This is a genomic window from Metabacillus sp. KH_069, from assembly GCF_057838075.1.
Genome location: NZ_CM174460.1, coordinates 2,721,084 through 2,737,778 on the forward strand (window position 1 = coordinate 2,721,084; position 16,695 = coordinate 2,737,778).

Below are 16,695 nucleotides of genomic sequence, written 5' to 3' on the forward strand. Positions count from 1 at the left end.
CGATAAATGGGAAAAGCAACGTTTTAAAGGAGTTGTTGTTGTGCTCTTTTATTATAACCTTAAAATCCTGTTTGAACAGCAAAGATTAAATGGGAATTCATGTAAGGAAAAGTGTAAACCGTTTTGGTTAGACATGGCTGCGTTACCCAATTGCCGATTTTTCACTCAGACTTAAAAAAATAGGCCATATGAATTTCATCATCAAACTTTCCGTTTAGAATCGCCTGATCACGCTGTGTTCCCTCAATAACAAATCCATACTTCTGATACAGCTTCATGGCAATTTCGTTTGATGCAAATACGGTTAAGCTGAGTTTATGGAGATTGTTCGAACTGCACCACTCAAGCACAGCGTTCATTAGCTCCTTGCCGATGCCAAGTCCTTGGGCAGAATCTGAAAGCCACGTCCGGAATAGTCCTGTATGCTTTTTCATCTCAAGTTCTCCGCGGATGACTCTTGCTATACCGACAATTTTGCCTTTTAATTCAACACCTAAATACAGGTTGTTTTTTTCTCTCATATCTGAAATAAAGTCCACTTCTTCCTGAATAGACCGCGGCCGTTCTTTTTGTATGTACGTCCCGGAATCAATAATGCTTTTTACGGCCTGAATGATGTCCTCCGCATCCTCTTCTCTTACCTGCCGCAAAGTGACCTGTTCACCGTTCTTTGCTGTAAATACTGTTTTGATCTCTTGAGTAATCATGATGTTCAGCTCCTTCGGTTTAGTATATCTCAGGGACCCAAGAAGTAACACATTATACAGTCTGGCTGTTATTTTTTCAAAGCATAAGTCTGCCCGAATCACGCAAATGTTCTTCAACTTCCTTAAAGCTGTTCACGCCAACATACTTAATTCCTTTCTCTTCCAGCAGCCCGCACAGCGCACCCTTTGCAAAAGTCAGATCCGCATAAACAGCTGGATGAGAGTCAGGTTCACTGTCTCCAAAGAAATAAACGGTTTCGTATTGTTCCTTCAGCTTTAAAATCACTTTCGATTTATCTATTCCGTATCGCTCTGAGTATTTCCAGTCTTCTTGATCAATTTTTAAGTGAATATTCTTTTTGTGGTAATATCCTTCATTCGAAAAAATTTCTACATCTTCAGCTCCAATATCATCCAGGATATGCCGGATATAATAATCTGTACCGGCACTTAAAACAAAAAAATCTCCCCCATTTTTTTGAACAAGCTTGATAAACGGTCCAATATGCTCATCCATCGGCAGCGTCAGAATTGATTTTATAAGTCTCTCTTCCTCTTCATGGATTGAGGAAAACACATGACCTAAAAAATCAATGTCGAGCATTTGCCCGGCCTTCCATTTTTTATAAAGCACTTCTCCCTCAGGAAAGTAATGTTCAATGACATGATGGTAAAAATCTTTCTTTGAAATGGTTCCGTCAAAATCTGAAACAAAAGCCCACTTTTTCATCGAATTGACCTCCGGAGATTAATTTTTATCGATTGGAAATATATAGGGTATATTCTCATATGATGTAGTAATTGCATTTTATTCTTACATCAAAGGGGATGCACATGAAAAAAATACTCGTTATTTTCACCTTGGCGCTTATCATGTTTTTTGGCGCCGGAATCAGCAAAAGCTATGCAGCCGGAAGTGATTTTATCATCATCAACAAATCTAAAAACCAGCTGGCCTACTATCAAAACAGCAAATTAAAAAGTGTATTCAAAGTAGCTACAGGCAAGCAGCCTTCTTACACTCCTGAAGGAAAGTTTAAAGTTGTCAGCAAAATTGTCAACAGACCTTATTATAAACTTGGCATCCCGGGCGGCGATCCGCGCAATCCGCTTGGCAACCGCTGGCTTGGCATCAATGCAAGAGGCACCTGGGGTACGACTTATGCCATTCACGGCAATAATAACCCGAGCTCAATCGGCCAATACATCAGCAACGGATGCATCCGCATGTATGACAGTGAAGTTGAATGGCTCTACAGCCAGGTGAAGATGAATACTCCTGTTATTATCACGACATCAGGAAAAACATTCGATTCGATCGCGCTTTCCAATGGCTACAAAGTAAGCGGAAGCAAGGCAGTCCCGTCTAAACCGGCCGCATCTTCCGGGCAAATTCTAAGAAAAGGCAGCAAGGGAAGCGAAGTGAAGCAGCTTCAGCAGCTATTAACATCGAAGGGCTTCAACACAAAGGGCATTGATGGCATCTTTGGAAATAATACAGATAAAGCGGTGAGGTCGTTCCAAAAAAGCAAGAAATTAACGGCAGATGGAATCGTCGGACCTAATACAAGAAAAGCACTGAGTATGTATTGATTAATAAGGCCCTAAAAATGGTTTTAGGGCTTTTTTTATTGTATCTCCATCAGCTCCAGATGAAAATCGCCTTCAGCACCTTCTACATATAAATTTGTAAGCGATGCCGTATAATTGATGATGGTTCCTTTAAATGAGAGATTCTCATCCGGAACGTTCACTTCAAAGGTTTGATTATATAGCAGCGTTGTAATCTCATGATAGTCGCTGGAATGAACTTTAAAATCCATTGTTATTTTTATAGCACCGTTATCAGCGGTTTCCTTTTTGAAGGAGTATGGCTTTAATTCTGTTTGGTTTAATAGAAGCGTATCCGTCATTTCCTCTGCATCTCCTATAAAGTTGATAGGGGAATATTAACATGACAGCAATTAATAAAACAAGAATTCTAGCTCCTCTTCCAGAATAGAAAAGGACCTCACCAGATTTAGTGAGGTCCCTGAGAATTAAGAAGCTTGTTTTCCTTCTAATGAAACGATCCCGCTCTTCTTTTCTTTTTTCACGACATTGAAAAGAATATTTAAGAAAATGGCGGTTAAACTTCCTGCTACAATCCCATTGTTCGTCAGAATTTTAACGGATTCAGGAAGATTTGCAAACATATCAGGCACAGCTGTCACACCAAGTCCCATACCTACGGAGCAAGCAATAATCAGCAGATTTTCCTGTGAAGCAAATTCAACTTGACTGAGCATCTTAATCCCATAGGCGATAACCATTCCGAACATAGCTACCATTGCCCCGCCAAGCACGGCTTCAGGAATGATTGTCGTAAATGCCGCAATCTTTGGAACAAGACCAAGCACCATTAACATACCGGCTGCTGTGTAAATCACATTTTTTGATTTAACGCCTGAAAGAGAAATTAATCCGACGTTTTGAGAGTAAGCTGTGTATGGAAAAGCGTTAAAAATCGCTCCCAATAAGTACGCCACACCCTCTGCACGATATCCTTTCGCAAGATCATCTTTCGTTATTTTCTGCTTTGTAAGATCTCCTAAAGCATAATATACACCTGTTGATTCAACCATGCTGACAATGGCGACTAAAATCATCGTTAATATCGGTGCAATTTCAAACGTCGGTGTTCCGAAGTAAAAAGGTTTTCCAATTTGAAACCAGCTTGCTTCATATACAGGCTGAATATCAACTTTCCCCATAAATGCAGCAGCTTGCTGTTCCTGCAAGCAGACCAATCAGAATGGAAATGGAGCGGATAAACCCAGTGAAAAAGCGATAAAGAAGAATGATGAAAAGCAAAACACCAAATGCAAGTCCTATATTTGAAATAGAACCAAAATCAGGCGATCCCTGCCCTCCTGCCATATTGTTCATCGCAACAGGAATAAGTGTAATTCCAATAATCGTTACTACTGAACCCGTTACGACAGGCGGGAAAAATTTCGCCAGCTTGCCAAAAACAGTTGAAATTATGATGACAAAAACCCCAGATGCAAGAATCGCTCCATAAATAGAAGATATACCGTACTCTGTTCCAATTGCAATCATCGGTCCGACTGCTGTAAATGTACATCCCAAAACGACCGGCAAACCGATACCAAAAAATTTATTCTTCCATACTTGGAGAAGAGTCGCCAGTCCGCACATGAAGATATCAATTGAAACGAGGTAGGTAAGCTGTTCTGCATTTAGTCCCAGTGCTCCCCCAACGATAAGCGGCACGATGATTGCACCTGCATACATCGCCAGAACATGCTGTATTCCTAATGAAAAAACCTTAAAAGAACCGTTTTTCATACTGCTGCCTCCTCCGTTTCTTCCAGGAATTGCACTTCATGGTTTTCAAGTGATTTTATTCTTGCAAGCGATTCTACGCGGAATCCTTTCTCGCGGAGGATTTTGCCGCCTTCTTGAAAGGACTTTTCAATCACGATTCCGATGCCTGCAAGCGAAGCTCCCGCTTGCTCGACTATTTCAGCAAGACCAAGTGCAGCTTGTCCATTCGCAAGGAAATCATCAATGACTAAAACACGGTCTTCAGAACTCAGATGCTCGCCAGATACAGCGATCGTATTTTCTTCTTGTTTTGTAAAAGAGTAAACAGATGCCGTTAACAGCTGATCTGTAAGTGTCAGTGACTTTCTTTTGCGTGCAAATACTACAGGAATATTAAGCTCAAGTGCAGTCATAACAGATGGTGCAATTCCAGATGATTCAAGTGTCACGATTTTTGTAATGCCATCGTTTTTAAATCGATCTGCAAATTCTTTCCCGACTTCTCTCATTAAGAATGCATCAATCTGATGATTTAAGAAGGAATCCACTTTCAATACTTGATTTGAAAGAACTTTTCCCTCATTTTTAATTTTTTCCTGTAATTGTTTCATGTTAATATCCCTCCAAATATGCAAAAAACGGCATTGCCTCACATAGAGTGAGACAATGCCGCTATATCCGGAAAAAATGGAAAGAAATTCCCCATGCATAAAAGGAACTTTTTCGAATAAAAACAACACTGCTCACTCATAGTCAGATGATTTACGGTCATCCGGTAGAAACTTGCAGGCCCTATCCCTGCGATTATATGAGTGCTCGTTTATTTGATTAGTTGCATTATAACAAGGATTTTAGTGAATGGGAAGTATTTTTATAGAGAAAAAACGAATAATCGAGTAGCGAAAGTTTTCAATTATTCGTTTTTTCAAACAAATTAATCGATCAGGCATATTTAGATTCAGTTGCCACTGGATCTTTACCGAAGTTTTTCAACAAGTATAAAAATGGCTTAAAATTTTGCTGATTTTTTTACTTCTTTCCTTTCACAAAAGGGGTTGTCAAGAATGTCTGTCCGTTCCTTTCCGCTCCACTAATAGTTTGTAACATGGAGTCTAAAAATAGTTATGAAAAGACCCTATAGAAAAAAGCAGAAAGGAAACATTAGTTCTTCCTGCCTGCTTCATTTTATTGGACAATCCCTAAATGATTTTATTTTGCAGCTTCCAGCTGGTAAAGCTTCGCATATTTCGTTTCAAGATGCTCAATTAAATAGTTGGCATTCAGGCCTTCTCCTGTTACATCATGAAGAATTTCAAGCGGCTGTTTCATTTTTCCATATTGATGGATGTTTTTAGTCAGCCAGTTTTTAATCGTGCCGAACTCTCCATTTTCAACAAGCTCATCAAAATTTGGAAGGTCTTTCAGCATCGCATGTTTAAACTGTGCTGCATACATATATCCCAATGCATATGAAGGGAAATAGCCGAACATCCCGCCCGACCAGTGCACATCCTGCAGAACGCCTTCTCCGTCATTTGCAGGTGTTACCCCTAAGTATTCCTCATATTTCTCATTCCAAATACGCGGAAGATCCTCAACTTCAATCTCGTCATTAAATAAACCTTTTTCAATTTCATAGCGGATCATGATATGAAGCGGATAGGTCAGCTCATCTGCTTCAATTCGAATAAGGGAAGGCTTCGATTCGTTTACGCCTCTATAAAAATCCTCTAAAGAGACATCATCGAATTGTCCTCCTGCAACCTGTTTCAAAGAATCATAGTAACGATTCCAGAAACCTGGATTTTTCCCTATGAATTTTTCATAGAAGAGTGATTGTGATTCATGAATTCCCATAGAAGTTCCGTCGCACAGCAGTGTTCCTTCAAGCTCTTCAGATATATTCTGTTCATATAAGGCGTGCCCGCACTCATGAATAGTGCCGAATAAAGCAGTGCGGAAATCCTTCTCTGCATACTTTGTTGTAACCCTTACGTCCCCGCGGTTTAAACTGATGGCAAATGGATGAACCGTTTCATCCAATCGGCCAGCTTCAAAGTCATAGCCAAGCTCTTTTAAGAAAAATTCAGAAATTTGACGCTGGTTATCTTTTGAGATCGGCTCATATAAAAAGCCGGTTTCTGGCTGATTAGGAGACTCTGTAATCCTCTTTACCAGCGGAACAATCCGTTCTCTGAGTTCTCCAAATACACGGTCAAGCACTTCTACTGTTACACCTGGCTCATATTGATCGAGGAAAGTATCGTATTTGTTTTCTTTATAACCCCAGTATTTAAGGAACTTTTTGTTCGTTTCAACAAGCTTTTTTAAGTATGGAGCAAACAAGCTGAAATCGGATTGATCTTTTGCTTCCTCCCATACCGATTCTGCTTTTGATTTAAGAATGACGTATTCTTTGTATTCATCCTGCGGTATCACTTTGCTGAGCTTGTATTCTTTCTCGCACTCCAATGCTGCTTTATAGGCAATTTCTGAAACTTCTTCTTTCGCCTGTAAAACTTGATCAATATATGATCTCATTTGATCAGACGTTGCCATTTGAAAAACTTCTGTAGAAAGGACACCAATTGCCTGAGAACGCTGCTCAACCGCTTTCTTTGGAGCTCCCGTTCTAAGATCCCAGAACATGAGAGAAATCGCTTCATTATAGCTTTTCATTTTTTGAAGATACTCTAAAAATTCTTTTTCAACGGATTGAATGGACAATCTGCTCACCCCTTGATTTTTATGTAAATAAATAGTAATAATTTTCTAACATTTTCAGATTAAATGATGGGTAAGTCTTTTGTCAATCTTTTTATCGACTGGATAGTCTGTTTAGAGAGAAATAAAAAAGAGGTTGTTCAAAAAGTCTGGATTCACAAAAATTGTTGTTTTCGATTATTAATGTTGTCCGTTCCTTTCCGCTGCAATCCACTTAAGATTCTTCACATGTAGTCTAAAAACAACAAGGTTTACGAAAAGAACCTACAGAAAAAAGCAGGCAGGAAAAACCATTTGTTTTTCCTGCCTGCTTCATTTTATAGACTTATTGAACAATCCCTCTACACCATTTCAGGCTCAACCGGCAATACAGCTTTCACCTGATCTAATACTTTTATATCGCGTTCATTTGAAAGATAAACCGAGATTTCTCCCTGATCGGTGCTTGTTCTGATCAGGCGCCCGATGCCCTGCTTCAGTCTTAATATCATGTAAGGCATGTCTACATCAGCAAATGGATTCGCTGAGCTGCCCCGTTTTGATTCAAAAACAGGATCTGTTGGAGGAAACGGCAATGACCAAATGATCACATTAGACAGTGATGCACCTGGAATATCGAGTCCTTCCCATAAATGCACGGCACATAAAATGGAGGTTTCGTCATTTTGGAATTCAGATACGAGTTGGCTGATTTCCTGATCTCCTTCAAATAGGAACGAGTATTCAGTGTTCTGTTCACTAATAAATTGTTTAAAGACTTCGAGCTCGTTCATGGCACTGAACAGGATGAGTGCACGGCCGCCAGTCTTATTAACTTTTTCAAGAGTCTGAACACACTTCAATTTATTTAAATCAAGCGCTGCTGATAGATCGTGGAGTTTTATTTTCATATTTTCTTCATAATCAAATGGCGACTCCACTGTTAGAGACAAGTAATCTTTAATGCCTAGACTTCCGGCAATAAAATCAAATGATTTATTGTTAGACAGTGTGGCAGAAGAGAAAATATACGGTTTTTTCTGTGAAAATACTTTTTCACTCAGCACTTCTTCAACAGTACGCGGCATAATAATCAGCGAAAAGTCCTGCTCGCCGCTTTCTATCCAATGAATGGCTCCGCTCTGCTTATTAAAAAGAGAGATGGAGAATTCCATCGAATCCAGATACTCTTCAACAATTTTAAGTTCATAAGAATCAATGGTGTACATTTCGCTTTCAAAAACGAGCGCTTCCCCGATTTCAGCAAGAAGCCTGTGCAGCTGAATGCCCTGCTTCTTTAATGTATCATTCATGATAATTTTCGAACGGTGCGACCCGGGAACTTCTTCAGATGCATCCAGCAGGCTGTCGAAAAACTCTTCATTGACTACAAGTGTGTCCTCCACTAAGTGAGCGAATTCCTCACGGATATCATTCTGGAGCAGTCTTTCCAGCAAAACGGCAAGTGTGCTGCTTTTCACTCTGTATGTTAAGGCTTTTTGCGCCGCATATTCCAGTAGATGGCCTTCGTCAAAAACGACAGAGCTGTGCTCCGGAAGAAGCGGCAGCTGGCCTTCGCGTTTTCTGGAATCAAATGTCCATATATGCTCCATGTAAAAATCATGCGAGCAGACAATCAAATCTGCTGCTTTTCTGTAATGATCGCGAGAAAGAGTCAGGCCGCAGCGATGCCTTTGATCGCATGACAAACAATCTTGAAACGAATCATAATTGACTGTGTTCCACTCTTCATCAGATAAATGAGGATATTCTTTTCTGTCGCCATAATGGCTGAATGATTGCATGCCCGCTTTTTCATGCACAAACGACGGCAATGATTCAAATAAATCAAGATAAAGATCATCACCGGTACGCTGAATCGTTTGATCCAGTTTTTTAAGACATAAATACTGATCCTGTGATTTCCCAAGACGCACATCAATATTCAAGTCCAAATGCTTGCGGAGCTTGGCAATATCGCCCTCATTTTTAACAAGCTGTTCAATGAGTGTTTCATCAGCACAAGCAATGATGGCTGGTTTTCCTGTGTATCTTGCATAGCTTATTGCATAAAGCAAATAAACAAGAGTTTTACCCGTTCCTACTCCCGCTTCAGCAAACATGACATTTTTTTCTCTGAACGCACGTTCAAGCTGAAACGCCATAAATATTTGTTCATCTCTAAGTTCAAAGCCTTTTTCAGGCAAAATATCATAAAAAACATCGCCGATCCAGTTATTTAATCCTTCATAGAAGGTTTCATTCTTTGATACGGCAAAAGGCAGACGTGACGTCGGCATGTATCAGATCCCCCACATTCTTTTATACTCAAAAGGTCATTATTTCACTTAACGCACTCATAGTCAAGATTTCATGACCATGAATGAACGCAAGAATAAGATTGGTTTTTATAAAGCTGATGATGCATTTCCCCAAGAACAAAAGCGCAGGCGCCTTGGTCAGCTCCGTTCTGACCGAGGAGTTAGGCGCCGGAGCTGGACGTAGATATCATTATTGCGATATCCACAATCTATAAATTTATAATTTACTGATATACACTAAAAAAGATAGGCTTTCATCATGAGAAAGCCTATCTCTTAACGGTCATAAAGTGTATCGATCATCACTTTCTGATCAATAGCAGAGGCGTGTGCAACAGCTTTTAGAAAATCAGCGCGAGCATTGCTGAGCGAAGCATGAGCTGCTGGGTCCTGGCCATTTTCTATGAGCGATAGATAGGAAGACGACAGCGCCTTCGATATTAAGTTAAAGTCTTCGTTTACGTGCAAAAAGACCACTCCCCTGAATTTTATCAATACTGATTCTAGTGTATTCAAGGGAGGATCAATCTATACCTGTTTCTTTTCACGGGGAGGGCGTTTTCCCCAGAATTGATAATAATCTGTTTCGATAAATCCATTAAAGAGTTTGCGTTTTTTTGTAGCCTGTCTGCCGTAATATTGCTCAAATCCTTTATGGGAAGTCAGCATATATACAGACCATGTATCATGAGGAGCAAGTGCCCGTCCTAATTCCTTATACATCTGTTCTACTTCTTCTTTTTCGCCAAGACGTTCTCCGTACGGAGGATTGCCGACGATAACGCCGTACTCTTTTCTCGTCGTAAAGTCACTGACTTGCATTTGTTTAAACTGAATGATGCCGCCAAGTCCGGCTTCATCCGCGTTTTCTTCAGCTATGCGGATCATGCGGTGATCGATATCATGGCCTGCAATGTCAAGAGGAATATCATAGTTGGCCAGGTCCTCAGCTTCCACTCTTGCATTGTTCCAGAGCTTCTTATCAATCCAGTTCCATTGTTCAGATACAAATTCACGATTAAAACCGGGAGCAATGTTCTGTCCAATTAAAGCTGCTTCAATAGGAATCGTGCCTGAACCGCAAAAGAGATCCGCAAATGGGCGGTCCGGTGTCCAGTTGGTCAGCATGACAAGAGCTGCTGCCAATGTTTCTTTTAATGGGGCTCCGCCCTGATCAAGCCTGAAGCCTCTTTTATGGAGACCTGCGCCGCTGGTATCAATCGTCAGCGTTGCAACATCTTTTAACAGAGCAATTTCCACTTTATAAAGAGGGCCGGATTCCTCGTACCAGTCAGACGCAATTTTATGATGACTTTTCAATTTTTCAACAATTGCCTTTTTTACAATCCGCTGACAGTCTGAGACACTGAACAGCTTTGATTTTACTGATTTTCCTGTGACCGGGAATTCCGCTTGTGCAGGAATAATATCTCCCCAGTTCAGTGCTTTTGTCTTTTCAAAAAGCTCATCAAATGAATAGGCTTTGAATTCACCTACTTTTAATTTGACCCGGTCTGCTGTGCGGAGCCATAAATTTACCCGCGGAATGTCTTTTGCTTCTGCCTGGAATGTAACCTTGCCGTTTTCTGTCGTGCATTCATAGCCAAGATCACGCACTTCTTTTGCAACCAGAGCTTCAAGGCCCATTGCTGCAGTAGCAATTAATGTGACTTTTTCCATGAAATCACCTTCTTTTCTGTAAGATCATACAGTTAACTCAACCTTCTGTAAGCTTGTTTAACCGAATTTTTATGTAAATGAAAAGCTCTCATCTAAGTGAAGAGAGCCTGTTTCGCATTTATAGTAACCTGTAATAACGTTCTGTAAGCCATGTTTTGTCCCTTTGTACTGCAAACGGCCGGTATCACCTCGTACTCCGGTGGTAATCATCTATCTACAGAAGCGAATCGCTTCCGGCCTTCTCCTTGTTCAGTTCCTAAGAGAAGGTGCCCCTACCTATATTTGGGTTTCTCGCTCGAGGGGTTTACCGCGTTCCACTCTTTCGGTTTCCCGAAAGACTACGTCACTGTGGCACTTTCAAGGTAGTAAAGCCGTATCCCGGATGGGACTTAGGCTTGTTCCCTGCCGTCAGCCAAATCTTTGGCTGCCCTAGCTTATGACTTCGCTAGGCACGAACACTACGGGCATCTCAGCACCGTGCGAGCATGGACTTTCCTCTACAGCCCTAAAGACTGCAGCGATTACCTGAACGTTATTATTTTAACAGCAAATATTAGTATAGTGAATTTAAGAGATTAATGCAAGTGTAAATAAATGGAATCAATCGTACAGCTTGCTGCCGAAAACGTGTTTCTCTAAATTTGATAAACGTTTAAGAATATCAAAGTTCGTTGTATTTGTTTGAACCGGCTGCGCCTGTTTGCGATTAAATGAATCTTCAAGCTGCTTAGTCAAACGAAGATTTTCCTGCTGCAGCTCTTCAATTTCCTGATGAAACGTCTCATAATCCTTAATTACCAAATCTAAAAATTTATCAACGTCTTCCTGTTTGTAGCCGCGCATACCCTGTTTAAATTCTTTTTCTAAAATTTCTTTAGCCGTTAATTTAATTTTATCAGAAAGCATCTCTTTCACCTCGTCACACTGAAATCATCTTTACATATTTTTTCACATCTTGATTGCAATTGTCAATTTCTCTTCGCTAACTTGACCAGAATCCATCCGATTTGCTCTGTTCTTCTTCTACAATCATTTGCAGGTCTGAAAAAGAAATCATCATTAATGAATATTCGTTTGCTTCCGCCTTTTTTCTGGCCGTATCCAGCAAAAATTTTGGAGATCCTTGATTTTCTTCATCATAAACAAGAAGCAAACCTTGGCTTTTTGAAACAAAAAACTCATTTTTTAAGCGAAACTGATTTGGATTTTCGTATTTTCGTTTTGTTATACTATCAACAAAATCAGCTTGAGACAGAATGAATTCATAGTATTCTTTATTGTCGTCATTCCATTTCTCTTCCTGATCCAAAAAAGGTGTTAGCACACCCAGCTTTAGTTCATCATACTCCAACTGCAAATCAAAGACAACCTCTGCGGCCCATAGCTCAACACCAAGCTGTCCGCTTATCAATACCCATTCTAAGCCGTCATCAATCATCTGACGCAATGACTTTTCGATTGCTTTTTTAATATACCCAATGGCTGGATCATCTTTTTTAAAAATGCCAAGTTCAAAAGGCTTGTAGCCGGAAACTGTTACTACTTTCATCTATGTATCGTCTCCCTTCAAAAGAAGATAGGAGCTGACACCCTAGCATCAGCTCCTACTATCTGAGGTTAACGGCCGTAAGGACTAAATGGTGGTCTTGGACCGCCGCCGCCGCAGTTAAATTGTTGGTTTGAAACTTGATTTGCCATAGATTGTGTTTGAGGGAAAAAATGTTTATGCTGGACCATTTGATGGTTTACTACAGTAGTATGGGTTGGATGAATGTGCGGAACGACTGTTGTAGAAAATGTGTGCTGCACACAGCATTTTGTCGGATGGACAATCGGCGGACACATTTTAGTTGGTCCCATTGGTCCCATTGGTCCCATTTGAGCTCCGCCAACCATATTCGGTGCAGGCATATTTGGTCCCATTTGAGCTCCGCCCACAGCAGGCATATTCGGTCCCATCGGTGACACCATGTTTGGCATATTCGGTCCCATCGGAGAAACCATATTTGGCATATTGTTATTAGGCATCATATTTGTTTGACTCCTTTCCTTCATTTCTTATCTGTCTTACAGTGATAGTCTATGAAGAAAAGTGTGTACATGTACTGATGCATTAACCTATTTTTTACAAGAAAGCGTAGAAAGTGTCTTTGAAGTTTGAAAAGATAAAAACAGTTGCAAATAAAACGATGAAAAACAAGTAGAAAATTCCTTTGTACATATTCCGTTCACCCCATGCAGATAGTGTTTACAGTCCTTAATTTTACACACATCTACACCATTCTACAATTACCTATTTTAATCTTTGGAAAATTTCACAATATCGACAAATTCTTCGCGAAAAACCGCTGATTTTGCGCTTCCCCGGGGAATAATCACCTGTTTTTATTTCCTAATCGTTTCATTCTTTTTAAAAGTTCAAGCTTCTCTTTTTCCGAGTCCGTTTTTAATGCTTGATCTTTTGCCTTTATCGTCAAGTAAGCTGAAGTTGCATAAGACAGCGCTTTTTCGTAATCCTTCACTTTATGTTCATAATACTTCGCAATCTCCACAGCAGCTTTCGCCTTCTGTTTCAAGCTAGGGCCCTCAGCAACTGACTGAAATAACGGCAGTGCTTCCAGCAGGTTTTTCTTCTTTTTTAAATGCATGGCCATTTCGAATTTCGCCTCAAATTCTTTCGCCTCACTGCGGTCAGCTACAGATTTGAATGTGTCGAAAGCTGTTTCTTGATCTCCGGCAGAAAGCAGCCATCTTGCCACTTCATATTGTTCTGTATCCGTCGCTTCGACACCCGGGTACAAAATTCGGTAAGAAAGATGAGTATATAAAGTAATCAAAGAAAGAATATCAATCTCATTATGAATCAGCACACCCTCAATATGATCAGGATCCTGCGACTGAACAAAGCTGAAATACAGCATAGGAGCAAGATAGCCTGGAACATCATGCTCTCGTACAATACCCAGTATTTCTTTCTCTACAATGCTGAGTTTAACGGATTCCAAGCTTGTTTTCCATAATCTTCTCGCTGCATGAAACAAATCAAAATGACCGAAAGCTGGCAGTTTTGGCACTTGCTCGCGCACTAGAGTATGCCGTGTTTTCACCTGGGGCCAGTCAAACGCTTTCCCGTTATAGGTTACGAGAGTCTTCGTATTCACATCGCTTAAGAAGCTTTGATAAAGAGCAACTTCATTTCCCGGTTTAGGGAGAAAGTGCTGCTTAACGACCACTTTGTCGCGGAAAACCTGTGCGTGTCCAAGCAGAAAGATGGTATTACCTGCTCCGCCGCCGAGTCCCGTGGTTTCTGTATCAAAGAAAAATAATTCATAGGAATCATGGTCTTTAGATGATAATGGATGCTGGCTGTTTCTTTCATTCCAAAGAGAAACGGCTCTATGAAATTCACCCATCTGATAGAGACCGTGTTTATAGTCCAGAGGATAAGTGCGTTCCCTGACCATGCAATACTCGCCATCAAACCAAAAAGGCAATGCATCCAGTGCGGCCCACTTTTCAAGGTTTGGAATCTCCTCTGAATGGGGCGTTTGGGCAGTTTCCAAACCGCCTTCAAGCGACATATGTGTTTTTAATCGATTTAACTTTCCTTTTAATGACAAGGATTCTCTGCTCCTTTTAACTGAACTAATAATTGAATGGTATCGTTTTTTTGATGGTCAGATCCTTCAAGGCCTGTGCACGACGGGCAGCCGGATTCACATGGACAGCCGGCAATCATCGCCATCGCTTCCTGCAGGACGATCTCCATTGTTTCAAATACTTTATTTGAAAGACCCACCCCGCCTGGATAGCGGTCGTACAGAAATACGGTCGGCAGATCATTATGTGTTGCTTTCATTTGCGGAATGACACTGATATCGGATGGGTCACACATGACGCTTAATGGGACAATATGTTTCAGAGCATGTGCAATTCCAAGCAGTGCTTCCTCTAGCCTGTCTTTTTTCAGCGATGCTGCCAGTTCATCTGATAAACTGATCCATGCAGCATTCGTATGCAGCTCTTCTTCAGGCAAATGAATGGGACCTGAACCGATGTTTTCATGTGTATCAAATTTTATTTTTTTGAAAATCGTAGCCATCGCCTGGACGGTTACATCTCCAAAACCAAGCTGATGAGTTTCATTGCTTCTTGATTTATCTTCCTCCAGCACTTTCAGCTGAACGGCAAGATTTGCATCTGTAAAATAATCAACATCCACTTCTCTCACAAACGCTTTTTTCTCTTCCCAATCAAGCTTCTCAACCTGATATTGAACCCCCTGATGCAGATAGATGGCTTCATCATGAAGCAAAGTCATTGCGCTGAATCTGTCCATTTCCCCAATCACTTTAACGTGAGCGATGTTAGACTGGTCAACGATAATGACGTTTTCCTGAGAAGCTGATCTCAGACTGATATTATGGGCTGGAAATGAATCATTCATCCAGTGATAACGTTCCCGGTTGTAATAAAGCACCTTTTCTTCTGTCAAAAATTCAAGGATATCCTCTAGCTCAGCATTACCGAAATTCTCGCCTTTTTTGAAAGGCAGTTCAAACGCCGCACATTTCACATGGTCTACTAAGACAATCAGATTATCGGGGTTAATAATAGCTGTTTCGGGATTTTGCTTAAAAAAGTAATCAGGGTTCTGAATGATATACTGGTCAATCGGCGTGGATCCTGCGACCATGACAATAAGTGCCTCTCCGCTTCTTCTCCCAGCTCTTCCCGCCTGCTGCCATGCACTTGCAATGGTTCCTGGATATCCAGTCATGATGCACACCTGAAGCTGACCGATGTCTACTCCCAGTTCAAGGGCATTTGTACTGACCACACCAAGGATTTCACCATTTCTGAGCCCTTTTTCAATCTCCCTCCTCTGCTTTGGCAAATAGCCTCCGCGATATCCCCGTATCGTCTGTTTGCCAAGCTCGCCTTTAATCAGCTCCTGCAAATACGTTAAGATGATTTCAACACGCACCCTGCTTCTTGCAAAAACGATTGTCTGAATCTTGTTTTTTAATAGCTCGCTTGCAATTTTTCTGACTTCAAGCGTAGCGCTTTTGCGTATATTCAGCGGCTTATTCACGATAGGAGGATTGTAAAATAAAAAATGCTTTTTTCCTGATGGCGCACCGTTGTCATCAACAAGAGCCATCTCCTCCTCCAGCAAATTTTCTGCGAGCTCCTGCGGATTTGCAATCGTAGCAGATGTGCAAATAAACACCGGATCACTTCCATAAAAATGGCAGATACGCTTCAATCTTCTTATCACATTGGCAACGTGGCTTCCGAAAATTCCCCGGTAAATATGAAGCTCATCTATGATGATATATTTTAAGTTCTCAAAAAGAGAAACCCATTTCGTATGGTGCGGCAAAATGGCAGAGTGAAGCATATCCGGATTTGTCATGACTATATGCCCCGCTTTGCGAATGACATTTCGGATGTTGGGGGCAGTGTCGCCGTCATACGTATAAGAATTAATATCCACTCCAAGCTCTGTAATGAGTTCGTTCAATTCACTTTTCTGATCCTGCGCAAGTGCTTTTGTCGGAAATAAATAGAGGGCTCTGCTCGTCTCATCATTTAAGATTTGCTGCAGGACCGGCAAGTTGTAGCACAGTGTTTTTCCAGAAGCTGTCGGTGTCACTGCTACAAAGCTTTTTTTCATTTGGGCAAGCTCATAGGCCGTAGCCTGATGTGTATATAAATTATGTATGCCTCTAGCTGCAAGGGCTGATTTTAATTTAGGGTCTACTGAAGCAGGCATTTCCGCCGTTTTTGCTTCTTTTGGCTGAATAGTATGAGCATGTACGACCTGATGTTTGAACTGCTCATCCTTTTTTAGAAATTCAATGATTTCTGCCAGTGACTGCTTTCTTCTCATTTGCTTCACCTCTCTCCTTATTCTAACAGAATAAACGTTCGTTTTTAAGCGGAACAGC

General features: G+C 40.9%; 14 protein-coding genes, 1 other RNA gene, 1 pseudogene and 1 riboswitch. Of the genes and pseudogenes, 1 reads left to right on the forward strand and 15 read right to left on the reverse strand.

Annotated features, from left to right (window positions below):
- Positions 1 to 161: 161 nt before the first annotated feature.
- Both AC3ISE_RS13565 and AC3ISE_RS13570 read right to left on the reverse strand, forming a co-directional pair.
- Positions 162 to 707 (reverse strand): GNAT family N-acetyltransferase, encoded by a 546-nt coding sequence (locus AC3ISE_RS13565; RefSeq protein WP_489221405.1) that lies wholly within the window; start codon positions 705 to 707, stop codon positions 162 to 164.
- 76 nt (positions 708 to 783) lie between these two features.
- The gene (locus AC3ISE_RS13570) at positions 784 to 1,437 is read right to left on the reverse strand and encodes an MtnX-like HAD-IB family phosphatase (RefSeq protein WP_489221406.1); all 654 of its coding nucleotides are present in this window, start codon (positions 1,435 to 1,437) and stop codon (positions 784 to 786) included.
- A gap of 104 nt (positions 1,438 to 1,541) precedes the next feature.
- Between AC3ISE_RS13570 and AC3ISE_RS13575 the strand changes: the two genes are divergently transcribed.
- Positions 1,542 to 2,300 carry a L,D-transpeptidase family protein gene (locus tag AC3ISE_RS13575; RefSeq protein WP_489221407.1) on the forward strand — a complete coding sequence of 253 codons (759 nt, stop codon included), beginning with the start codon at positions 1,542 to 1,544 and terminating at the stop codon, positions 2,298 to 2,300.
- A 35-nt stretch (positions 2,301 to 2,335) separates the two neighbouring features.
- Here AC3ISE_RS13575 and AC3ISE_RS13580 read toward each other — a convergent pair whose 3' ends face one another.
- From AC3ISE_RS13580 to AC3ISE_RS13640, 13 genes and pseudogenes are all read right to left on the reverse strand, one after another.
- Entirely contained in the window at positions 2,336 to 2,620 is a 285-nt protein-coding gene (locus AC3ISE_RS13580; protein ID WP_489221408.1) for a DUF3219 family protein, read from the reverse strand.
- A gap of 126 nt (positions 2,621 to 2,746) precedes the next feature.
- A pseudogene (locus AC3ISE_RS13585) lies at positions 2,747 to 4,058 on the reverse strand (nucleobase:cation symporter-2 family protein).
- Positions 4,055 to 4,648: a xanthine phosphoribosyltransferase gene (locus AC3ISE_RS13590; RefSeq protein WP_489221409.1), complete on the reverse strand. Its 594-nt coding sequence runs from the start codon at positions 4,646 to 4,648 to the stop codon at positions 4,055 to 4,057. Before AC3ISE_RS13590 ends, AC3ISE_RS13585 begins: the two are co-directional and overlap by 4 nt.
- Before the next feature lie 119 nt (positions 4,649 to 4,767).
- Positions 4,768 to 4,869: riboswitch (purine riboswitch) on the reverse strand.
- A gap of 377 nt (positions 4,870 to 5,246) precedes the next feature.
- Positions 5,247 to 6,716 (reverse strand): carboxypeptidase M32, encoded by a 1,470-nt coding sequence (locus AC3ISE_RS13595; RefSeq protein WP_489224337.1) that lies wholly within the window; start codon positions 6,714 to 6,716, stop codon positions 5,247 to 5,249.
- A 386-nt stretch (positions 6,717 to 7,102) separates the two neighbouring features.
- A complete protein-coding gene (locus AC3ISE_RS13600; protein ID WP_489221410.1) occupies positions 7,103 to 9,040 on the reverse strand; it encodes an ATP-dependent DNA helicase in 1,938 nt (645 codons plus the stop codon).
- Positions 9,041 to 9,337: 297 nt separating this feature from the next.
- Positions 9,338 to 9,529: a hypothetical protein gene (locus tag AC3ISE_RS13605; protein ID WP_489221411.1), complete on the reverse strand. Its 192-nt coding sequence runs from the start codon at positions 9,527 to 9,529 to the stop codon at positions 9,338 to 9,340.
- A gap of 60 nt (positions 9,530 to 9,589) precedes the next feature.
- A complete protein-coding gene (locus AC3ISE_RS13610) occupies positions 9,590 to 10,741 on the reverse strand; it encodes a THUMP domain-containing class I SAM-dependent RNA methyltransferase (protein ID WP_489221412.1) in 1,152 nt (383 codons plus the stop codon).
- A 139-nt stretch (positions 10,742 to 10,880) separates the two neighbouring features.
- Positions 10,881 to 11,274: RNase P RNA component class B (rnpB, locus tag AC3ISE_RS13615), an RNA gene on the reverse strand.
- Positions 11,275 to 11,341: 67 nt separating this feature from the next.
- Positions 11,342 to 11,647, reverse strand: a complete 306-nt coding sequence (gene gpsB / locus AC3ISE_RS13620; RefSeq protein WP_070876299.1) for a cell division regulator GpsB — start codon at positions 11,645 to 11,647, stop codon at positions 11,342 to 11,344.
- Between the two features lie 76 nt (positions 11,648 to 11,723).
- Positions 11,724 to 12,290 carry an SLOG family protein gene (locus tag AC3ISE_RS13625; RefSeq protein ID WP_070876301.1) on the reverse strand — a complete coding sequence of 189 codons (567 nt, stop codon included), beginning with the start codon at positions 12,288 to 12,290 and terminating at the stop codon, positions 11,724 to 11,726.
- Positions 12,291 to 12,358: 68 nt separating this feature from the next.
- A complete protein-coding gene (locus AC3ISE_RS13630; RefSeq protein ID WP_489221413.1) occupies positions 12,359 to 12,772 on the reverse strand; it encodes a CotD family spore coat protein in 414 nt (137 codons plus the stop codon).
- 344 nt (positions 12,773 to 13,116) lie between these two features.
- On the reverse strand, positions 13,117 to 14,361 hold the full coding sequence (locus AC3ISE_RS13635; protein WP_489221414.1) for a ribonuclease H-like domain-containing protein: 1,245 nt from the start codon (positions 14,359 to 14,361) through the stop codon (positions 13,117 to 13,119).
- Entirely contained in the window at positions 14,352 to 16,637 is a 2,286-nt protein-coding gene (locus AC3ISE_RS13640) for a DEAD/DEAH box helicase (protein WP_489221415.1), read from the reverse strand. The genes AC3ISE_RS13635 and AC3ISE_RS13640 overlap by 10 nt, the downstream gene beginning before the upstream one ends.
- Between the last annotated feature and the right edge of the window lie 58 nt (positions 16,638 to 16,695).